17 protein-coding genes are annotated in these 16,323 nt (G+C 28.9%); 8 read left to right on the top strand and 9 right to left on the bottom strand.

The window, feature by feature from the left end; all coding sequences use genetic code 11:
• Position 1 precedes the first annotated feature (1 nt).
• Positions 2-571 (top strand): elongation factor P, encoded by a 570-nt coding sequence (gene efp / locus L8W64_RS03925; RefSeq protein ID WP_039618934.1) that lies wholly within the window; start codon positions 2-4, stop codon positions 569-571.
• A gap of 16 nt (positions 572-587) precedes the next feature.
• Here the strand turns inward: efp and uvrB are convergent, their stop codons facing one another.
• Entirely contained in the window at positions 588-2,561 is a 1,974-nt protein-coding gene (gene uvrB / locus L8W64_RS03920; protein ID WP_263662646.1) for an excinuclease ABC subunit UvrB, read from the bottom strand.
• A 154-nt stretch (positions 2,562-2,715) separates the two neighbouring features.
• On the opposite strand from uvrB, the gene L8W64_RS03915 reads away from it, so the two are divergent.
• From L8W64_RS03915 to L8W64_RS03900, 4 genes are read left to right on the top strand one after another with little or no spacing between them, the layout of a single operon-like run.
• Positions 2,716-2,949: a hypothetical protein gene (locus L8W64_RS03915; RefSeq protein ID WP_012661890.1), complete on the top strand. Its 234-nt coding sequence runs from the start codon at positions 2,716-2,718 to the stop codon at positions 2,947-2,949.
• Positions 2,936-3,175: a hypothetical protein gene (locus L8W64_RS03910; protein WP_133319896.1), complete on the top strand. Its 240-nt coding sequence runs from the start codon at positions 2,936-2,938 to the stop codon at positions 3,173-3,175. Before L8W64_RS03915 ends, L8W64_RS03910 begins: the two co-directional genes overlap by 14 nt.
• Positions 3,176-3,646, top strand: a complete 471-nt coding sequence (locus tag L8W64_RS03905) for a type II secretion system protein (RefSeq protein ID WP_263666426.1) — start codon at positions 3,176-3,178, stop codon at positions 3,644-3,646. It begins immediately after the preceding gene.
• Complete coding sequence (locus L8W64_RS03900; RefSeq protein WP_263672907.1) at positions 3,643-5,487, top strand: primosomal protein N'; 1,845 nt, start codon at positions 3,643-3,645, stop codon at positions 5,485-5,487. The genes L8W64_RS03905 and L8W64_RS03900 overlap by 4 nt, the downstream gene beginning before the upstream one ends.
• On the opposite strand, the gene L8W64_RS03895 is transcribed toward L8W64_RS03900, so the two are convergent.
• A complete protein-coding gene (locus tag L8W64_RS03895) occupies positions 5,480-5,893 on the bottom strand; it encodes a DUF2972 domain-containing protein (RefSeq protein WP_263662648.1) in 414 nt (137 codons plus the stop codon). The two genes, L8W64_RS03900 and L8W64_RS03895, sit on opposite strands and share 8 nt — an antisense overlap.
• A 5-nt stretch (positions 5,894-5,898) precedes the next feature.
• Positions 5,899-6,771 carry a hypothetical protein gene (locus L8W64_RS03890; protein ID WP_263672906.1) on the bottom strand — a complete coding sequence of 291 codons (873 nt, stop codon included), beginning with the start codon at positions 6,769-6,771 and terminating at the stop codon, positions 5,899-5,901.
• A gap of 67 nt (positions 6,772-6,838) precedes the next feature.
• On the opposite strand from L8W64_RS03890, the gene ispG reads away from it, so the two are divergent.
• Positions 6,839-7,903 carry a flavodoxin-dependent (E)-4-hydroxy-3-methylbut-2-enyl-diphosphate synthase gene (gene ispG, locus L8W64_RS03885; protein WP_250322407.1) on the top strand — a complete coding sequence of 355 codons (1,065 nt, stop codon included), beginning with the start codon at positions 6,839-6,841 and terminating at the stop codon, positions 7,901-7,903.
• Here ispG and L8W64_RS03880 read toward each other — a convergent pair.
• From L8W64_RS03880 to L8W64_RS03860, 5 genes are all read right to left on the bottom strand, one after another.
• Positions 7,900-9,264 (bottom strand): nicotinate phosphoribosyltransferase, encoded by a 1,365-nt coding sequence (locus tag L8W64_RS03880; protein WP_263672905.1) that lies wholly within the window; start codon positions 9,262-9,264, stop codon positions 7,900-7,902. The two genes, ispG and L8W64_RS03880, sit on opposite strands and share 4 nt — an antisense overlap.
• A gap of 21 nt (positions 9,265-9,285) precedes the next feature.
• Entirely contained in the window at positions 9,286-10,392 is a 1,107-nt protein-coding gene (gene ftsZ / locus L8W64_RS03875; protein ID WP_039626779.1) for a cell division protein FtsZ, read from the bottom strand.
• 11 nt (positions 10,393-10,403) lie between these two features.
• Positions 10,404-11,783, bottom strand: coding sequence for a cell division protein FtsA (ftsA, locus tag L8W64_RS03870; RefSeq protein ID WP_220566695.1), 1,380 nt, complete (start codon positions 11,781-11,783; stop codon positions 10,404-10,406).
• On the bottom strand, positions 11,780-13,258 hold the full coding sequence (locus L8W64_RS03865; protein ID WP_263672904.1) for a peptidylprolyl isomerase: 1,479 nt from the start codon (positions 13,256-13,258) through the stop codon (positions 11,780-11,782). The genes ftsA and L8W64_RS03865 overlap by 4 nt, the downstream gene beginning before the upstream one ends.
• Before the next feature lie 81 nt (positions 13,259-13,339).
• On the bottom strand, positions 13,340-13,918 hold the full coding sequence (locus L8W64_RS03860) for a class II aldolase and adducin N-terminal domain-containing protein (protein ID WP_263659740.1): 579 nt from the start codon (positions 13,916-13,918) through the stop codon (positions 13,340-13,342).
• A 60-nt stretch (positions 13,919-13,978) separates the two neighbouring features.
• On the opposite strand from L8W64_RS03860, the gene rsmH reads away from it, so the two are divergent.
• Both rsmH and L8W64_RS03850 read left to right on the top strand, forming a co-directional pair.
• Positions 13,979-14,896 (top strand): 16S rRNA (cytosine(1402)-N(4))-methyltransferase RsmH, encoded by a 918-nt coding sequence (gene rsmH / locus L8W64_RS03855; RefSeq protein ID WP_258107982.1) that lies wholly within the window; start codon positions 13,979-13,981, stop codon positions 14,894-14,896.
• Positions 14,897-14,899: 3 nt separating this feature from the next.
• The gene (locus tag L8W64_RS03850; RefSeq protein ID WP_263672903.1) at positions 14,900-15,823 is read left to right on the top strand and encodes a hypothetical protein; all 924 of its coding nucleotides are present in this window, start codon (positions 14,900-14,902) and stop codon (positions 15,821-15,823) included.
• On the opposite strand, the gene L8W64_RS03845 is transcribed toward L8W64_RS03850, so the two are convergent.
• Positions 15,820-16,311, bottom strand: coding sequence for a hypothetical protein (locus tag L8W64_RS03845; RefSeq protein WP_133319905.1), 492 nt, complete (start codon positions 16,309-16,311; stop codon positions 15,820-15,822). The two genes, L8W64_RS03850 and L8W64_RS03845, sit on opposite strands and share 4 nt — an antisense overlap.
• Positions 16,312-16,323: the final 12 nt, after the last annotated feature.

Below are 16,323 nucleotides of genomic sequence, written 5' to 3'. Positions count from 1 at the left end.
TATGGCTTCTTATGGAATGGGAGATTTAAAAAAAGGTTTAAAAATAGAAATTGATGGTATTCCTTTTAAAATCGTAGAATATCAACACGTAAAACCAGGAAAAGGTCCTGCTTTTGTACGTATTAAAATTAAATCTTTTATCGATGGTAAGGTTTTAGAAAAAACTTTCCATGCAGGAGATAAATGCGAATCTCCAAATTTAGAAGAAAAACAAATGCAATATCTATACGATGATGGTGAAAATTGTCAATTTATGGATACTCAAACTTATGAGCAAGTTGCAATTAGCGATGAAGATGTGGGTGAAGCTAAAAAATGGATGCTTGATGGAACCATGGTAGATGTTTTATTTCACAATGGAAAAGCAATTGGTGTGGAAGTACCTCAAGTAATGGAACTTAAAATTATTGAAACAGCACCAAATTTTAAAGGTGATACTCAAGGCTCAAACAAAAAACCAGCTACTTTAGAAACAGGCGCAGTAGTGCAAATTCCTTTCCATGTATTAGAAGGGGAAGTAATCCGCGTTGATACTGTGCGTGGAGAGTATATAGAAAGAGCAAATAAATAATCCCTTATTTAAGGGATTATAAAGTTCTTAATTTATTAATTTCATCTCTAAGCATTGCCGCTTTCTCAAACTCAAGATTTTTAGCTGCTTCTAGCATTTGTTTTCTTAATTCTTTTACTATTTTAGCGCGTTCTTTCGCAGGCATTTTTTCAAGTTCTTTGCCTTTACGATAAATTTCTCCTTGTTCAAGCTCATGTTTTAAACTTTCTTCTATGTTTCTTTTTACTGAGGTTGGTGTGATGTTGTACTTTTTATTATAAGCTTCTTGTAGGGTTCTTCTTTCATTGGTAGTATCGATAGCTTCTTGCATAGATTTTGTGATTTTTTTAGCAAAAAGTAATACTTTTCCATTGACATTTCTAGCCGCGCGTCCCATCGTTTGAATGAGTGCGGTGGTGCTTCTTAAAAAGCCTTCCTTGTCTGCATCCATAATCGCTATAAGGGAAACTTCAGGTAAATCAAGTCCTTCTCTTAAAAGATTAATCCCGATTAAAATATCAAAAGCGCCACTTCTTAAGCCACGGATGATTTCATTGCGCTCAATTGCATCAATTTCTGAGTGCATGTATTTTACTTTTAAGCCAAGTTCTAAGTAGTATTTACTAAGCTCTTCAGCCATTTTTTTAGTTAAAACGGTTATTAAAACTCTTTCATTACGATCTATAACTTTTTTAGCTTCATCGTATAAAATTTCTACTTGATTTTCACTATCTTTGATTTCTATTTTAGGATCTAAAAGCCCTGTTGGACGCATGATTTGATAAAAAATATTTTCTTTGCTTAATTCTAGTTCTAAAGGTGCAGGTGTGGCTGAAACAAATAAAAATTTACAATTTTTATTAATAAATTCATCAAACATCAAAGGTCTATTATCTAAGGCACTTGGCAAGCGAAAACCATAATCAACCAAAGTTTGCTTTCTGCTTCTATCCCCTGCAAACATTCCGCGAAATTGTGGTAAAGATACATGAGATTCATCTACAATGACTAAAAAATCTTGATTTTTAATGGCAAAATAATCAAAAAGCGTATAAGGTGTATCGCCGCTCTTAAGCCCTGTTAAATGCAAGGCATAATTTTCAACTCCTTTGCACATGCCAGTACTTTGAAGCATTTCAAGGTCAAATTCTACCCTTTGTTTTAGTCTTTGTGCTTCTACGAGTTTATTTTCATTTTCAAAATAAGCAAGGCGTTTATTTAATTCAGCTTTTATACCTTTTATAGCCTCTTTAAGTCTAGCTTCACCTACACTAAATTGACTAGTTGGATAAAGTATAAATTTTTTTAAGTCTTTACCTTTTTTATTTTCTAAAACATTATAATGATACATCGCCTCAAGTTCATCGCCAAAAAATTCAAGTCTAATAGCTTCATCCTCATAATAAGCTGGATATATATCTACTATATCTCCATTGACTCTAAAATCAGCTCTGTCAAAGAAATTATCATTGCGTTTATAACCCATATCTACAAGTTTTTTTAAAAGTTCTTTTTGATTTATTTGCATATTAAGCTCTAAAATCAAAACCATACCCACATACTCACTTGGATTTCCCAAACCATAATTTGCTGAAACACTAGCTATGCAAATAACATCATCATAACTTAAAAGCGAAGCACTTGCGCTTAGTCTTAATCTTTCTAAGTCTTCATTAGTAGAGCTGTCTTTTTCTATAAAAACATCGGTTCTTGGTATATAAGCCTCGGGTTGATAATAATCATAATAGCTTATAAAATACTCCACATGATTATTTGCAAAAAAGCCTTTAAATTCACTATAAAGTTGCGCGCATAAGCTTTTATTGTGGCTCATGATAAGAGTAGGCATGTTTAAGTTTTTAATGATATTTGCCATAGTGAAAGTTTTTCCACTACCTGTAACACCTAGCAAGGTTTGGTATTTATTGCCTGCTTTAATGCTTTTTACTATACCATCAATAGCTTGCTTTTGATCAGGACTTGGCTTAAATTCGCTAGTAAGTTCAAACATAATTTTTCCTAACTTGTATTTTTACTAATTTTACACAAAATTTTTTCTAAAAATTTAAATTTTAAAACAAAAAGCTATGCAAAATTAAATTTTTTTTTGTTACAATATGTGTTTAAAATACTCTAAAATATAAAATCAATAAAGGCAAAAAATTATGTATGATGAAAGAATAATCAACACAATGACAGATAAAGTAAATGAGCTTTTGGCTAAATATAATGAAGTATGTGAAATAAATGAAAATTTAAGAAATGAATTAGTAAGCGTAAAAGCACAAAATGAAGCTAAAAACAATCAAATTGCGCGTTTGGAAGAAGAGCTTAAAAATAAAAATATTGAAAGTGAAGATGTGATCAAAAAAATAGAGGCAGTTCTTGGCAAACAATAATCAAAGAAAAGTTACAATCAATGTCTATGCGAAAGACTTTGTTGTAACATGCAGTAATGAATTTGCAAATCATCTTGAAGATGAGATTGCTTTAATTTCTGGAGGCACAGGTAAGATAGAACTTGCAAATTTCATTAATGCTTTTGTAAAACTTAGCTATGAAAATTATATCTTAAAAAAAGAACTCAACAAACTTATAAACACTATCGATGAAGAAATACAATAAATGCAAGTAAAAAAAGCTTTTACTTTAGTAGAGCTTATTTTTTGTATGATGATTATTGCTATTCTTAGCACAATTGCTTATCCGTATTTTTCTTTTGGAAAAAATGATGCTAAACTTATCCAAGCAAAAAGTGAGGTAGAGCTCATCAATGCTTCTTTGGCTTTACTCAAAAATCAGTTTTTATTTAAAGAAAGTAAGGATTTTCCAGCCATTTTAGATGAAGCTTTGATAAATAGTGAAAATCAAAAATTATTTTTTTGTGATAGTTTGCAAAATTACAAAAAAACAAATCATTGTTCATATAGTGTATTAGATAAGCCAATTGTTTCAAGTAAAAAATCATGGATGAAAATAGCAAGTACCCAATATAGATTTTTTATAAATGCTAAAAATTACATAGATTTTTCTTATAATAGTGAAAAAGTTTTTTTAGAATGTGTGAGTTTAAATTGTAAGGATTATGGGTTTTGAATTTTTATCAACTTGCTATAAAAGGATATTATTTAGATACCTTAATTTATGAAAGTGAAGAAGAAATTGAAATTTTAGATGAAGTGATAGTTGATCTTGCGAGGAAAAAAAATCTCAAAGCTATAATTTTACAAAAATGTTCAAAGCCTGATTTTAAAACCCAAGCTATAAAAGAAAAAATAGGTTTTAAACTAACGCAATACCAATACGAACTTGCTCAATTTATTGCTTATTATTATGCTAGTAAAATAGCTTTTGTTTTGGGTATGTTTGAAAGCATTAAAGAGTATAAAAATGAAAAAATTCATATAGAAAAAGCACCTAGTTTAAGTAAAAACCAGCAAGAGGCTTTGGAATTTATAAAAACTAAACAAACTAGTTTATTATTTGGCGATACAGGAAGTGGTAAAACTGAAATTTATATTAGCTTGATAAAAGAATATCTAGAGCAAGGAAAGCAAGTTTTGCTTTTAATGCCAGAAATCGCTCTAACTCCGCAAATGCAAAAAAGATTAAAAGTGTATTTTGGTGAGCATTTTTTCTTGTGGCATTCTAAAATTACTAAGAAAAAAAAGCAAGAATACTTGCAAGATTTAACAAATTCAAAAGCTCTTTTAGTGGTGGGAGCTAGATCGGCTTTGTTTTTACCTTTTAAGAATTTGGGTTTGATTATTATTGATGAAGAGCATGATAATTCTTATAAAGCTTCTAATAATCCAAAAATCAATGCAAGAGATTTGGCTTTATTTGTAGCAAAAAAAATGCATATAAAAGTTCTTTTAGGTTCGGCTACTCCAAGTGTTGTAAGTTATTATAAACATCCTTGTTTTAGACTTAAAGGAACCTTTTTTGAAAGCAAAAAGCAGTTTTTATATGATGAGAGCGAGCTTAGTGTCTCGTCAAAATTACTTTTAGAATTAAAAATTAGTTTAAGAAATAAAAAGCAAGCTGTGGTATTTTTACCTACAAGGGCAAATTTTAGACAAATTTTATGCAAAGAATGCGCTAATACCATTAAATGTCCTTTTTGTTCTATTGCTTTGAGTTTGCATAAAAATAAAAATGCATTAAAATGTCATTATTGCAATTTTACTAAAGAAATTGATCAAACTTGTCCAACCTGCAATGGAGTTATGCTTGAAGCTAAAAAAATGGGCACAGCAGAGCTTTGTGAGCTTTTAGAAAAAGAATTAGCCGAGTTTAATCCTATCATAAAAAGATTTGATAGTGATGAGATTAGCAGTGTAAAAAAGCTTGATATGATTTTAAAAGATTTTAACCAAGAAAAAATTGATATTTTAGTAGGCACTTCTATGCTTGCTAAAGGACATGATTATCACAATGTGGATTTGAGTGTGATTTTAGGTCTTGATGAGTATTTATTCAGACCTAATTTTAAAGCTTTGGAAGAGACTTTGGCTCTTGCTATGCAAGTAGCAGGTCGTGCAGGTCGAAAGGGTGAGGGTAGGGTACTTTTACAAACTAAAAATAGATCTTTTTTTGAAAAATATATACAAGATTATGATAGTTTTTTAAAAGATGAATTAAATGCCAGAAATGAGCTTTATCCCCCATTTAAAAGACTTTTAAGGCTAATTATTGAAGATGAGGATAAAAACAAAGCTTTAAATTTATGTGAATTTATAGCTAATAAAGTTCAAGAATTAAAACAAGTGCAATTAGTAGGCCATGGTGCTTGTGGTATTGAAATGCTAAATAAAAAATGGCGTTTTTATGTATTATTGCGTGCTAATACTCACCAAGAGCTTGTAAAGTTTGAGCACTTTGCTTTAAATTTTAAAAATATTACTTGCGATATAGATCCGGTTGATTTTAGTTAAAGAATTTTTCAAATTCTTGGTAATATTTCCATGATTTCACAATATCAGGGCGGAAATTTTTAATATGTATCAGTTCTTTATCTAATATATCTTTGAGTTTTAGCCTTGCTGTTTTGTTTTTCTTGAGATAGTCTAATACTTCATCTTCTTTCATAAGATTTGTTTCTGTGTAGTCAACAATTTCTTTGATTGCATCTAAAAAATTGGATAAATATTGTTTGATTCTTGCATAATTTTTATGATTTAAAAATTTAGATATTTTATTTTTATCGATATAAATGCCAATGTTATTTTTAAGATCATTATTGCTAATGTAGGAAAAAATATTTATTTGCTCGTTGCTTATATGATATCTATTAATAATTAATTTTATTTCATAATCTACTTGAAAAATTAAAGGAAGCAAATATCTTATATAACCTCTAAATTCTTTTCTTTTAAAAAGATTTTCATCATTATGGGGGGGGTAAAATCAAATTTATCTGCCAAGTTAATAAAAGTATTATAAGCCTTCTTTTCGTTTAAGTCACACATATCTATATAAGTAATATTGTTTGTGTTAATTTTATTAAGTAGAGTATGCATTATAAAAGTATTTTCTAGTAAATTTTCAAAATCATCTTTCATGTAAGTTTTGTTTGGTTTTAAAAAATTAATATATTCTTGGTAGTTAAAATTTAAGTTAAAATTTTGATTATAGTTTCTTTGAACTTTACTCCAATCTCTTCCATATGAATGTTTTAATAAAGATATGGGATCTCGTGTTTGAATTAGTATAGGTGTATCACAACTAATTAAATTTAAATATTTATCCAAATCTAAAATATTTGTCTCGGATATATTAATAGCTGTTTGAGAGTATTGAAGAAGTGATTTAAAATTTAAATTATATCTGTAATATCCGTTGTTTGGAGATACCCAAGAAGCAGAGCAATAAACATTGCATGCTTCATTGAGTAGTGTTAAAAAAGCAGCAGCGCCAACACCATGAGGGGAAATATAGATAAATTTAGCATTTTCTAGAGGTATGTTTAGTTTCCAAGCAAGTTTTGTGCAATAATCACTAGGTTCTATATCGATATTTTTTGGATTTACTAATGGTGGATAAGTCTTATTTTCATATTGTTTAAAATCGTCACTATTAAGCCAAGCTGTAATATGATTTATATTATCTAGTATAAATTTTTGAAAAAAATAATCTTGATTGGTTTTGAGTGAATTTAATAAAAAATTTGCTTTTTTGCTATCTAAATGAGCTGATAAAAAATTAAGTAAATTTTTCATATTAAATCCTTGATATTTTTAGATTAAATTATTAAAATTATATAAAAATATTTTTAGAGTGATTTTAATGACAAGATATAAAACAAGACAAATAAAAGTAGGCGATGTTTTAATAGGTGGTGATGCACCTATTTCTGTGCAATCCATGCTTTTTACTAAAACAAGAGATATTGAAGGTTGTTTAGAGCAACTTAATAGGCTTTATTTTGCCGGTGCAAATATAGTGCGTTTAGCTTGTTTGGACATGGCAGATGCAAGAGCTTTAAAAGAAATCAAAGCAAAAAGCCCCTTGCCTTTAATAGTGGATATACATTTTAATCATAAGCTAGCAGTTTTTTGTGCTGAATTTATCGATGGGGTGAGAATTAATCCGGGAAATATAGGCTCAAAAGAAAATATAAAAGAAGTGGTGCAAGCTTGTAAACAAAGAAAAATTCCTATTAGAATAGGGGTAAATCATGGCTCTATAGAAAAGCAATTTAGCGATAAATATGGTTATAATATAGAGGCTATGCTTGAGAGCGCTTTATATAATATAAAATTACTAGAAGATTTAGACTTTTTTGACATTAAAATTTCTATGAAAACTTCAGATGTGCAAAATACCATAAAAGCTTATGAAGCTCTAAGACCACTTTGTGATTATCCGTTTCATTTAGGGGTTACTGAAGCAGGAACTAAATTTCATAGTACTGTTAAAAGTTCGATTGCCTTAGGAAATTTGCTTTTAAAAGGTATAGGCGATACAATGAGAGTTTCTATGACAGGGGAACTTGAAGAAGAGATTAAAGTAGCAAGAGCGATTTTGCAAGATAGTGGAGTGCAAAAGAGTGGAGTAAATATCATCTCATGCCCAACTTGTGGAAGAATTCAAAGCGATTTGATTAAAGCGATTAAGATAGTAGAAGAAAAAACTAAACATATAAAAGAACCATTAAATATAAGTGTTATGGGTTGTGTTGTAAATGCCTTGGGTGAGGCTAAGGGTGCTGATGTGGCTATTGCTTTTGGAAAAAATCAAGGTTTAGTTATAAGACATGGTGAAGTGGTGGCAAAATTAAAAGAAGATGAGCTTGTTGATAGATTTTTACTTGAAGTAGAAGATGAAGTAAAACTTAGAGAAAAAGATTAATTTTTTTCTAAGTAAGTTTTTTGCATATTTTGTAATTTTTTAGAAATTTTTACTTTATAAATACTTGGATTTTGAAGTTTTTTTAGTTTAAAATCCAAACTATCAACACTTTTTTTATGATACTCTTGAATATTTTTCAAGTTAGGAAGCCCATAGATTAATTTTCCATCTTTAAAAATAAGCTCATGTAAATTTTTATATGTATGGCCTTGATAATTTTTGATACTCTCATCATGTGTATATAAAATATCAAAACTTGCTTTATTGTTTTTATAATACCTTATAAGTTTTTTAAAATGTGGCAAGGTTGTTTTGCTTGAACTTGCGCTAATTTTTATTTTAGGGATGATTTGATTGTTTTTTTCTAATGCAACAAGCTTATAAACAGCTCCAAAAATAGGCGAGCTTGCTGAAGTAATAAGCTTTTCTCCAATACCAAAAGCATCGATTGGAGCTTTGTTTTTTAGTAATTTTTCTATGATGAACTCATCTAAGGCATTACTAGCTATGATTTTGCATTTTGTTAAGTTAGCAAGATCTAGTTTTTTTCTAATATATTTAGAGATTTTCAGCAAATCTCCTGAATCAATACGGATGGAATAATTTTGCATAGAATCTTGCGCATTTAACTCATTAAAAACTAAAATAGCATTTTCAATACCTTTTTTATAATCATATGTATCAATCAAAAGACTTATATTATCTTTATAAATTTGACAATATGCTCTAAAAGCACTTAGCTCATCATCAAACATTTGTACCCAAGCATGAGACATGGTTCCGCTAATAGGAATATTAAATTTTTTCCCAGCTAAAGTACAAGCACTTGCATGAAAACCACCTATAAAAGCAGCTCTAGCACCATTTAAAGCCGCACTTTCTCCATGGGCTCTGCGAGAGCCAAATTCTAAGAGTAATTTTTCTTTTGCAATTTGAGCAATTCTGCTAGCTTTAGTGGCAATTAGACATTGATGATTTAGGGTTAAAAGTATGAAAGTTTCTAATAATAAAGCTTCTATTATAGGTGCTTTGATGATCATTAAAGGTATATTAGCAAAAATACATTCACCTTCTTTAACACTTAGTATATCTCCACTAAATTTTAAAGTTGAAAGGTAGTTTACAAAATCATCATCAAATTTTTTAGTATTTTTCAAAAAATCTATGTCATCTTTAGAGAAAGAAAAATGATTAATATGATTTATGATTTGTTCTAATCCACAAAAAATAGCATAAGAAGCACTATCAGGAGCTTTTCTAAAAAAAACTTCAAAATAAACAATCTGCTTATGCATATTTTGTTTAAAATAAGCATAAGCCATACTTAGTTCGTAAAAATCACATAATAATGAAGAATTCATATAAGGATTTTTACTTACAAATTAATCCATTTGACGACGCAAGAAAGCAGGAACATCAAGTTGAGAAATCACTTCCTCATCAAACCCACCGCTAGCTTTGCGCAAATTCATATAGCTATTTTTTTTACTTTCTTCTTGTTCTTTAGCACTTTCTATTTCAGCTTTATCTTCAAAACCTGTAGCAATGATAGTTACTTCAACACGATCGCCCATGCTTTCATCAGTAGTTGCACCAAAGATTACTTTTGCATTTTCATCTGCTATATCGCTAATGCTTTGAGTAGCTTGTGAAATTTCTATCAATGAGCATTCAGGTCCAATTTTATAATGGATAATCACGCCCTTAACGCCTTTCATAGTCATACCATCTAATAATGGAGATTCTATAGCACTTGATAATGCGTCCATGATAGCATTTTCACCTTCTCCATGACCCACACCCATTAAAGCTAAACCTCTATGGCTCATAACAGTTCTAACATCTGCAAAGTCAACATTGATATCGCCATCTTCTAAAAGAATAGACACCATACCTCTAACAGCTCTAGCTAAGATATCATCAACTAGTTTGAATGCTTCTTTTATACCTGCTTTTTTTGGAAGTATACTAAGAAGTTTTTCATTTTGGATTACAATGATAGAATCACTTTCTTTTTTTAATTCAGCCAAGCCAGCTTCAGCTAATTTTTTTCTTTGTTTTCCTTCAAAAGCAAAAGGCATAGTTACAACCGAAACAGTTAATGCGCCTACTTCTTTAGCAGCTTGTGCTACAACAGGAGCTGCACCTGTACCAGTTCCACCACCAAGTCCTGCTGAAATGAATACTATATCACTTTGACTTAAAGCTGCTTTTACTTCTTCAAAGCTTTCTCTTGCACTTTCTGCTCCAATTTCTGGTTGCATACCAGCACCTAAACCTTTAGTTTTTTTCTCACCTAGTTGAATTCTAGTTTTTGCTAAAGATTTTGCTATAGCTTGTGCATCAGTATTTGCTGAGATAAGATCAAGATCATGTAAGCCCATATTTACCATATGATCTATCATATTACCGCCACCGCCACCGCAGCCTATGACTTTTATTTTTGCACCTTTTGCGTGTTGCATTTCTTCTACTAGATATTCGCTCATTGTATCTCCTATTAGAACTGGTTTATTAATTTATTCCAAAAATTATGCATAAAACTTGATTTTTTATCTTTTTTGGTTTCAACTTTTGTTAATTCTGTTTTTTCATCTTCAAAATCTCTCTGTTCTTGAAAAATTTCTTCAAAATTTTTATTTTCTTCTTCATGTTCTTCTATGGTGAGATTTTGTTTTATCTGTTTGTTGATAAATTCAGGCTCTCCTTTGTATCTTAGTTTTTCATTAGAATCTAATTCATAAGGAGTAAAATGTCCACCACCATATAAACAAAGACCTATAGCGCAGCTATTTTCTGCATCTTCAAAAATTTCTTTAAAGCCATCCATAGTATCTTTTTTTGCGGTCGCTATTCTAACAGCTTTATTATCAAAATAAGCTGAAGCAAGTTTGTCAAGTCCTGCAAATTTTGTCATTCCACCTGTTAATACTATGCCTGCTCCTGCTTGATTTGCACAAGCATTATCACTTAGCATTTTAGCTAAAATAATAATAGTTTCTTCAATTCTTGCATAAATAACATTAGATATAACTTCTACTGAAACTTCATTTTTTCTTTTTTCATCACCCATATATGGAATTTGTATAATTGAGTTTTCATTTTGTGCTAAAGATGCATAATTTAATTTTAGTTTTTCTGCTTCTTTTGGTGGGGTATGCAAAGCTATGGATAAATCATTAGTGATATTTACTGAACCAATTTGTAAGCATTCATTATATCGTATAGAATTACCCGCATGAATGACCATATCGCAAACTGCTCCACCCATATCGATTAAAATAGCACCTAATTCTTTTTCACTATCATCAAAGCATGCGATAGAAGAAGCATATCCTGAAAGAACGATATTATCTACTCTAAGATCAGCAAGCTCAACTGCTTTTTTTAGATTTTTAATATGCACTTCTTGCGAGATTACAATATGTGTAGAAACTTCAAGACGATTTCCACTCATTCCCAAAGGATCTTCTACATGCTCAAGATCATTTACTTTAAAATTATAAGGCAATACATGAATGATTTCATATCCACTAGGTATATTTGCGGTATGTTTTGCTGTGCTTACTGCTCTGTGAATTTCTTTAATACCTATTTCATGATTTGGTATATTAACTACACCTATACTGTCTACACTTTTTGCATAAGCACCTGAAATAGATACAATTACTTTATCATAATGCACACCTGACATCATTTGTGCATCGGCTACTGCCTCTTCTATAGATTTTGAAGCAAGCTCTATATTGGTAATTGCTCCTTTTTTTATACCATTTGATTTTGATTTTCCAAAACCAATGATTTTAAGTCCTTCTTCGCTTTTTTGTGCCAAAATAGCACAAGTTTGTATTGAGCCTAAATCAATTCCTAAAATATTCAATTTGTATTTCCTTTATAATAGCGTTGGATTGGATATAATTCTATAAGTTTTTTTAATAATTCTTCCTTAAGTAAAGCTTGTTTAGTTTGTTTGGCACTTTGTTCTATGATAAATTTATAAATTTCTTCTTTATCTTTGTTTTTTAGAGTTTGCTTTGTAATTTCATAAACTATTGCTTTATCATCAAATAAAACATAAGATTTAGCTTTATTTGAGTCAAATACATGCATTAAAAACTCACTAAATTCAGCATCATTTATCATTTCACCTACTTTTGCTCCTTTACTTGAGTCGCGACTATAAGTTCCTATATCTATGCCTTGGAAATTATCTAGGGCAAGCTTTGCTTTTTCTTCTAATAAAGTTTTAGTTTTTTCTCTGATGTAAAGTTTGCTCACTTCATTTTTGGCTTGCTCAAAAGTCATAGTCTGTATAGGATTTATTTTTATAAGTTTTGCAATCATATAGCCATTTTCAAATTTAAAAGGTTTGATAAAATCATTTTCTTTAGCTTTTTGTATGTTTTCTAAAGGGTAATAAATATCAGCATCGCTTATTGTGATGTTTTTGTCAAAACTAAGCTCGTTTTTTCTCAAAGCAACATAGCTTTCATTAGCTTTAAGTTTAAGCTTGGAAAGTTTTAAATCTTTTATAACTTTATCTTTGCTTTGTTCTAAGCTTAGAATTTTTCCTGCAAAATCTTTATAGTCATTTTTATTTTCTTCATAGTAAGCTTGAATTTCTTTATCAACAACTGTGATTGTATTAGGATCTAAAAAATAAGTTGCAAGCTCATAGCTTTTTTGTGTTTTATATAGGTTTTTGTTTTTTTTCCAAGTTTGTTTTAGTTCTTTTTCATCAATAGGAATATTTTTATTATCAAGTTTTATTATTTGAATTTTTAAATTATCTTGCATTAAAAAACTTGCACCAAACATATCAAGCTCATTTTGTTTGATTTGTAAATTTAAAATAGCATTGATTTTTTTAAGCAATAATTCATCATGGATAATTTTTTCATAAGCTTTTGGCGTATAGTTGTTTCTTGCAAGTAAATTATAATATAAATCTTTATCAAAAACACCTGAAGCATTATGAAAGATTTTTTGATGCGCTAAATCATAAGCAATTTCTTCTTCGCTTACATTTAAACCTAAAGTTTTAGCATAAGAAAGCAGAAGTTTTTCTTGTATAAGTTCATTGATAGCTTGAGTATCTAAGCCATCTTTTTGTGCTTGTTCTTGTGTATAGTTACCATTATTTAATTGTAAGTAGTAGTTAAATAATTGAGAATATTTTAGATTGAATTCATCATAGCTTATTTTTTCATCGCCTACTTTTGCAACAGAATTTGATCTATCGGTGTTAAAATCATAACTTCCCCAGCCAACAAAACCTGCTCCAACAAAAGCAATAACACTAATCCAAATAGTAATAACTAAATATTTTTTATGATGCTGCATCCAAGTGAGCATTTTTACCCCAATCCATAATTAATTAAATTAAACCATAAATTATAGGTAATTTGTGATTAATAAAAAATTAATTTTATGATTTTATGATAAATTTGTCTCTGCTAAATGGATAATTTTACAAGAATTCTCGATTAAATCTATTATTTTTCCAAGTTCATAGCTTGTTCTTCCATAAGCAAATATTCCATATCCTTTCACAACGACAAAATTTTGTTTTTGTTCTAACATATAACGATAAATTTCAGTTTGCGATCTATCATCCCAATCCTCATAACTTTTAGGATTGTAAACTCGAATTTCTTCTAAAAAAATTTCTCCAAAATAATCTTGAGGTGTTATGAAATCATGATTTAAACTCATGGATAAGGTATAAGCTGGATAAGCAAAACATACGAATTTAGCTTCAGGTATATTTTCATATATGCTTTTATGTATTTCACTATCGCTGCTTGCTTCATCCCAGCTATAATCTTTTGCAAATTTTAAGATACTTAAATTTTTTTCATCTAATTGATTCAAAAAAGCATTGCTTTTATTGATAATAAATGAGCCTTGGGAGAGTTTTGCTGAAACAGAACCATGGCAAATTCCAAAAAAATTTTTTTTAAACATTGATGAGGATAGAATTTGAATTTGGGAAATAATATTTTCTTTATTCATTAAAAACCTTGTTTTAAACTTAGCTAAGGTATTATACTAAAAAATATTAAAAGGTATATTTTGCAAAGTCCACATATTCCTGTTTTATTACAAGAAGTTTTAAATACTTTTGATGATTTTGATAGCGGAGATTTTTTAGATTGTACTTTGGGTTATGGAGGGCATTCTAAAGCATTATTGCAAGCTCATGAAAAATTAAGATTAATTGCTTGCGATAAAGATTTAGAGGCTTTAAGTTTTTCCAAAGAGTTTTTAAAAAATTTTCAAGATAGAATAAGTTTTAATCATATAGGTTTTAAAGATATTTTAACTCAAATTTCAACGCAAAACATAAGAGGAATTTTAGCTGATATTGGTGTATCTTCTTTGCAGCTTGATAAAAATGATAGGGGTTTTTCACTAAATTCTGATTTTTTAGATATGAGAATGGATCAAAATAATCCTTTAAGTGCTAAAGAAGTGGTAAATTCTTACAACAAGGAAGCTTTAGAACGAATTTTTAAAGACTATGGAGATCTGGCGCCAGTTGCTTCAATGCTTGCTCAAAAAATTATCAATGCAAGAAGTCAAAAAGAGATTACAAGTGCAAAAGAATTAAGTCAAATTATAGGAAATGCTAAGTTAAAAGGACGCAATGTATCTTTAGCCTTGCTCGTATTTCAAGCTTTGCGTATAGAAGTAAATAATGAACTTGGTGAGTTAAAATCCTTACTTGAAAATATAGAAAAAGCAAAATTAAAAGATTGTAAATTAGCTATTATTAGCTTTCATTCTTTAGAGGATAGAATAGTAAAAAATACTTTTAAAAGATGGGAAAAAGACTGCATTTGTGATGAAAGAGCTATAAAATGCGAATGCGGTAAAGGATATAGTCTTGGTAAAATTTTAAGTAAAAAGGCTATAAGTGCCTCCAAAGAAGAAATAAGCTATAATAGTAGATCAAGTTGTGCAAAAATGAGAATTTTTTATTTTAGGTAAATAATGATTGAAGATGATTTTTTAAAAGAAAAACAAAATATACGCGAAAAAATGTTGAAATATTCTAGAGCTATTAAAGAAGGTAGACCTTATGAAGAGCATGAGCACAATTTCAATGAAAGCGATCGTATATTAAAAAATAGAATACAGCGTAAAAAAAGACCCAAATTTACAGACTTTGATGAAGAATATAAAGAAAAACCTAAAAAACAATCCGCTATTTATTTAAAAGAAGATTTGATAAATGTTAAATTAGAAGAAAAAAAGCCTTTTAAATTACAACTCAATTTTTTCAAAAAGCAAAAAGAAAAATTTGATAAAAAAAATGATAAAAATCTTAAGCCATCTAAAAATGCTAAAACTTTGCAGGAAGTAAAAAAAGTAGAAAAAATACAACAAGAAAAAAAAGATTCTATTCAAATATCTAAAATTCTTACTCAAAGTAATGTCTTTGTTGCTTCAAAATTTCAAGATTTAAAAGAAAAAAGAAAAGAAAAAGTCAAACTCAAACAAGAATTAAAAGAGCAAAAAAAAATCGAACAAGAAAAAATAAAAAAAGCTCAAGAAGAATTAAAAGAAAAAGAAAAATTAGCTAAGCAAGAGCAAAAAATTTTAGAAGAAAAGGTAAGGCTTGAAGAAAACCAAGAATATAATCAAGAAGATAAATACGAACTTTTAGATAGCATAGTAAGTGAGGAAAATAAAAATTTAACCCCTAAAAATTTATTATATGCAGGTTTGATGATAGCATTTGCTTTATTGATATTTTTCCCACAAATTTATATTAGAAATCAAATTTATTATGTAAGTAGAGAAATAGCAGATTTAAGATCGCAAGAATTAGTTTTAGATGAAGAAAACAAAGAGCTTCAAAGACAGCTTGAAGCATTGTATTTTCAAAATCAAGTTTTAGACTTTTTAGATTAATCTTGTGTTTGAATGATTTTCTCCAAAACATATTGTTCAAGTTGATTTTTTGGAATTTCTTCTTTAATAGCTTGATTATAAATATTTTCTGCTATTTTTGAATATTTTTCATAAGCAAAATATGGAAAATGTAAAGTCCAAGCTTTTTTCAATAATCTTTTGCTTATTACTTTTCTAGTATAAATTTTAAAAATATCATAGCCAACAAAAACACAAGCGGTAACAAAAATAGCACTTAAGATACTAATATGAAAATCAATAATTGTTAAAAAATAATGGCTGATGATAAGCATAGGAACTAAAATGGCTATACAAAAAAGGGTATATATAAGATAAGAATTAAATACCTTAAATTTAAAATTTAATTTCGCAGGATCTATCATCATACCCTCATTTAACAAGGCATTTGCTTCTAATAAATCTTTTAAATTAACAGGTTGATTTGAAACTTTAAAAATAAAGTTTAAAATAAATTCTTGTATTTTCATTGTTTTACCTAG

Source organism: Campylobacter sp. IFREMER_LSEM_CL1097 (assembly GCF_025772225.1).
GTDB classification, from domain to species: Bacteria; Campylobacterota; Campylobacteria; order Campylobacterales; family Campylobacteraceae; genus Campylobacter_D; species Campylobacter_D lari_D.
This window is presented reverse-complemented; position numbering and strand designations above follow the sequence as displayed.

Excerpts from the sequence above, each read along its gene's own strand:
- L8W64_RS03890 (WP_263672906.1), bottom strand. The coding sequence starts at position 6,771 with ATGAAAAATTTACTTAATTTTTTATCAGCTCATTTAGATAGCAAAAAA.
- L8W64_RS03860 (WP_263659740.1), bottom strand. The coding sequence starts at position 13,918 with ATGAATAAAGAAAATATTATTTCCCAAATTCAAATTCTATCCTCATCA.
- efp (WP_039618934.1), top strand. The coding sequence starts at position 2 with ATGGCTTCTTATGGAATGGGAGATTTAAAAAAAGGTTTAAAAATAGAA.
- ftsZ (WP_039626779.1), bottom strand. The coding sequence starts at position 10,392 with ATGAGCGAATATCTAGTAGAAGAAATGCAACACGCAAAAGGTGCAAAA.
- L8W64_RS03845 (WP_133319905.1), bottom strand. The coding sequence starts at position 16,311 with ATGAAAATACAAGAATTTATTTTAAACTTTATTTTTAAAGTTTCAAAT.
- L8W64_RS03850 (WP_263672903.1), top strand. The coding sequence starts at position 14,900 with ATGATTGAAGATGATTTTTTAAAAGAAAAACAAAATATACGCGAAAAA.
- ispG (WP_250322407.1), top strand. The coding sequence starts at position 6,839 with ATGACAAGATATAAAACAAGACAAATAAAAGTAGGCGATGTTTTAATA.
- L8W64_RS03915 (WP_012661890.1), top strand. The coding sequence starts at position 2,716 with ATGTATGATGAAAGAATAATCAACACAATGACAGATAAAGTAAATGAG.
- L8W64_RS03865 (WP_263672904.1), bottom strand. The coding sequence starts at position 13,258 with ATGCTCACTTGGATGCAGCATCATAAAAAATATTTAGTTATTACTATT.
- L8W64_RS03905 (WP_263666426.1), top strand. The coding sequence starts at position 3,176 with ATGCAAGTAAAAAAAGCTTTTACTTTAGTAGAGCTTATTTTTTGTATG.
- L8W64_RS03880 (WP_263672905.1), bottom strand. The coding sequence starts at position 9,264 with ATGAATTCTTCATTATTATGTGATTTTTACGAACTAAGTATGGCTTAT.
- uvrB (WP_263662646.1), bottom strand. The coding sequence starts at position 2,561 with ATGTTTGAACTTACTAGCGAATTTAAGCCAAGTCCTGATCAAAAGCAA.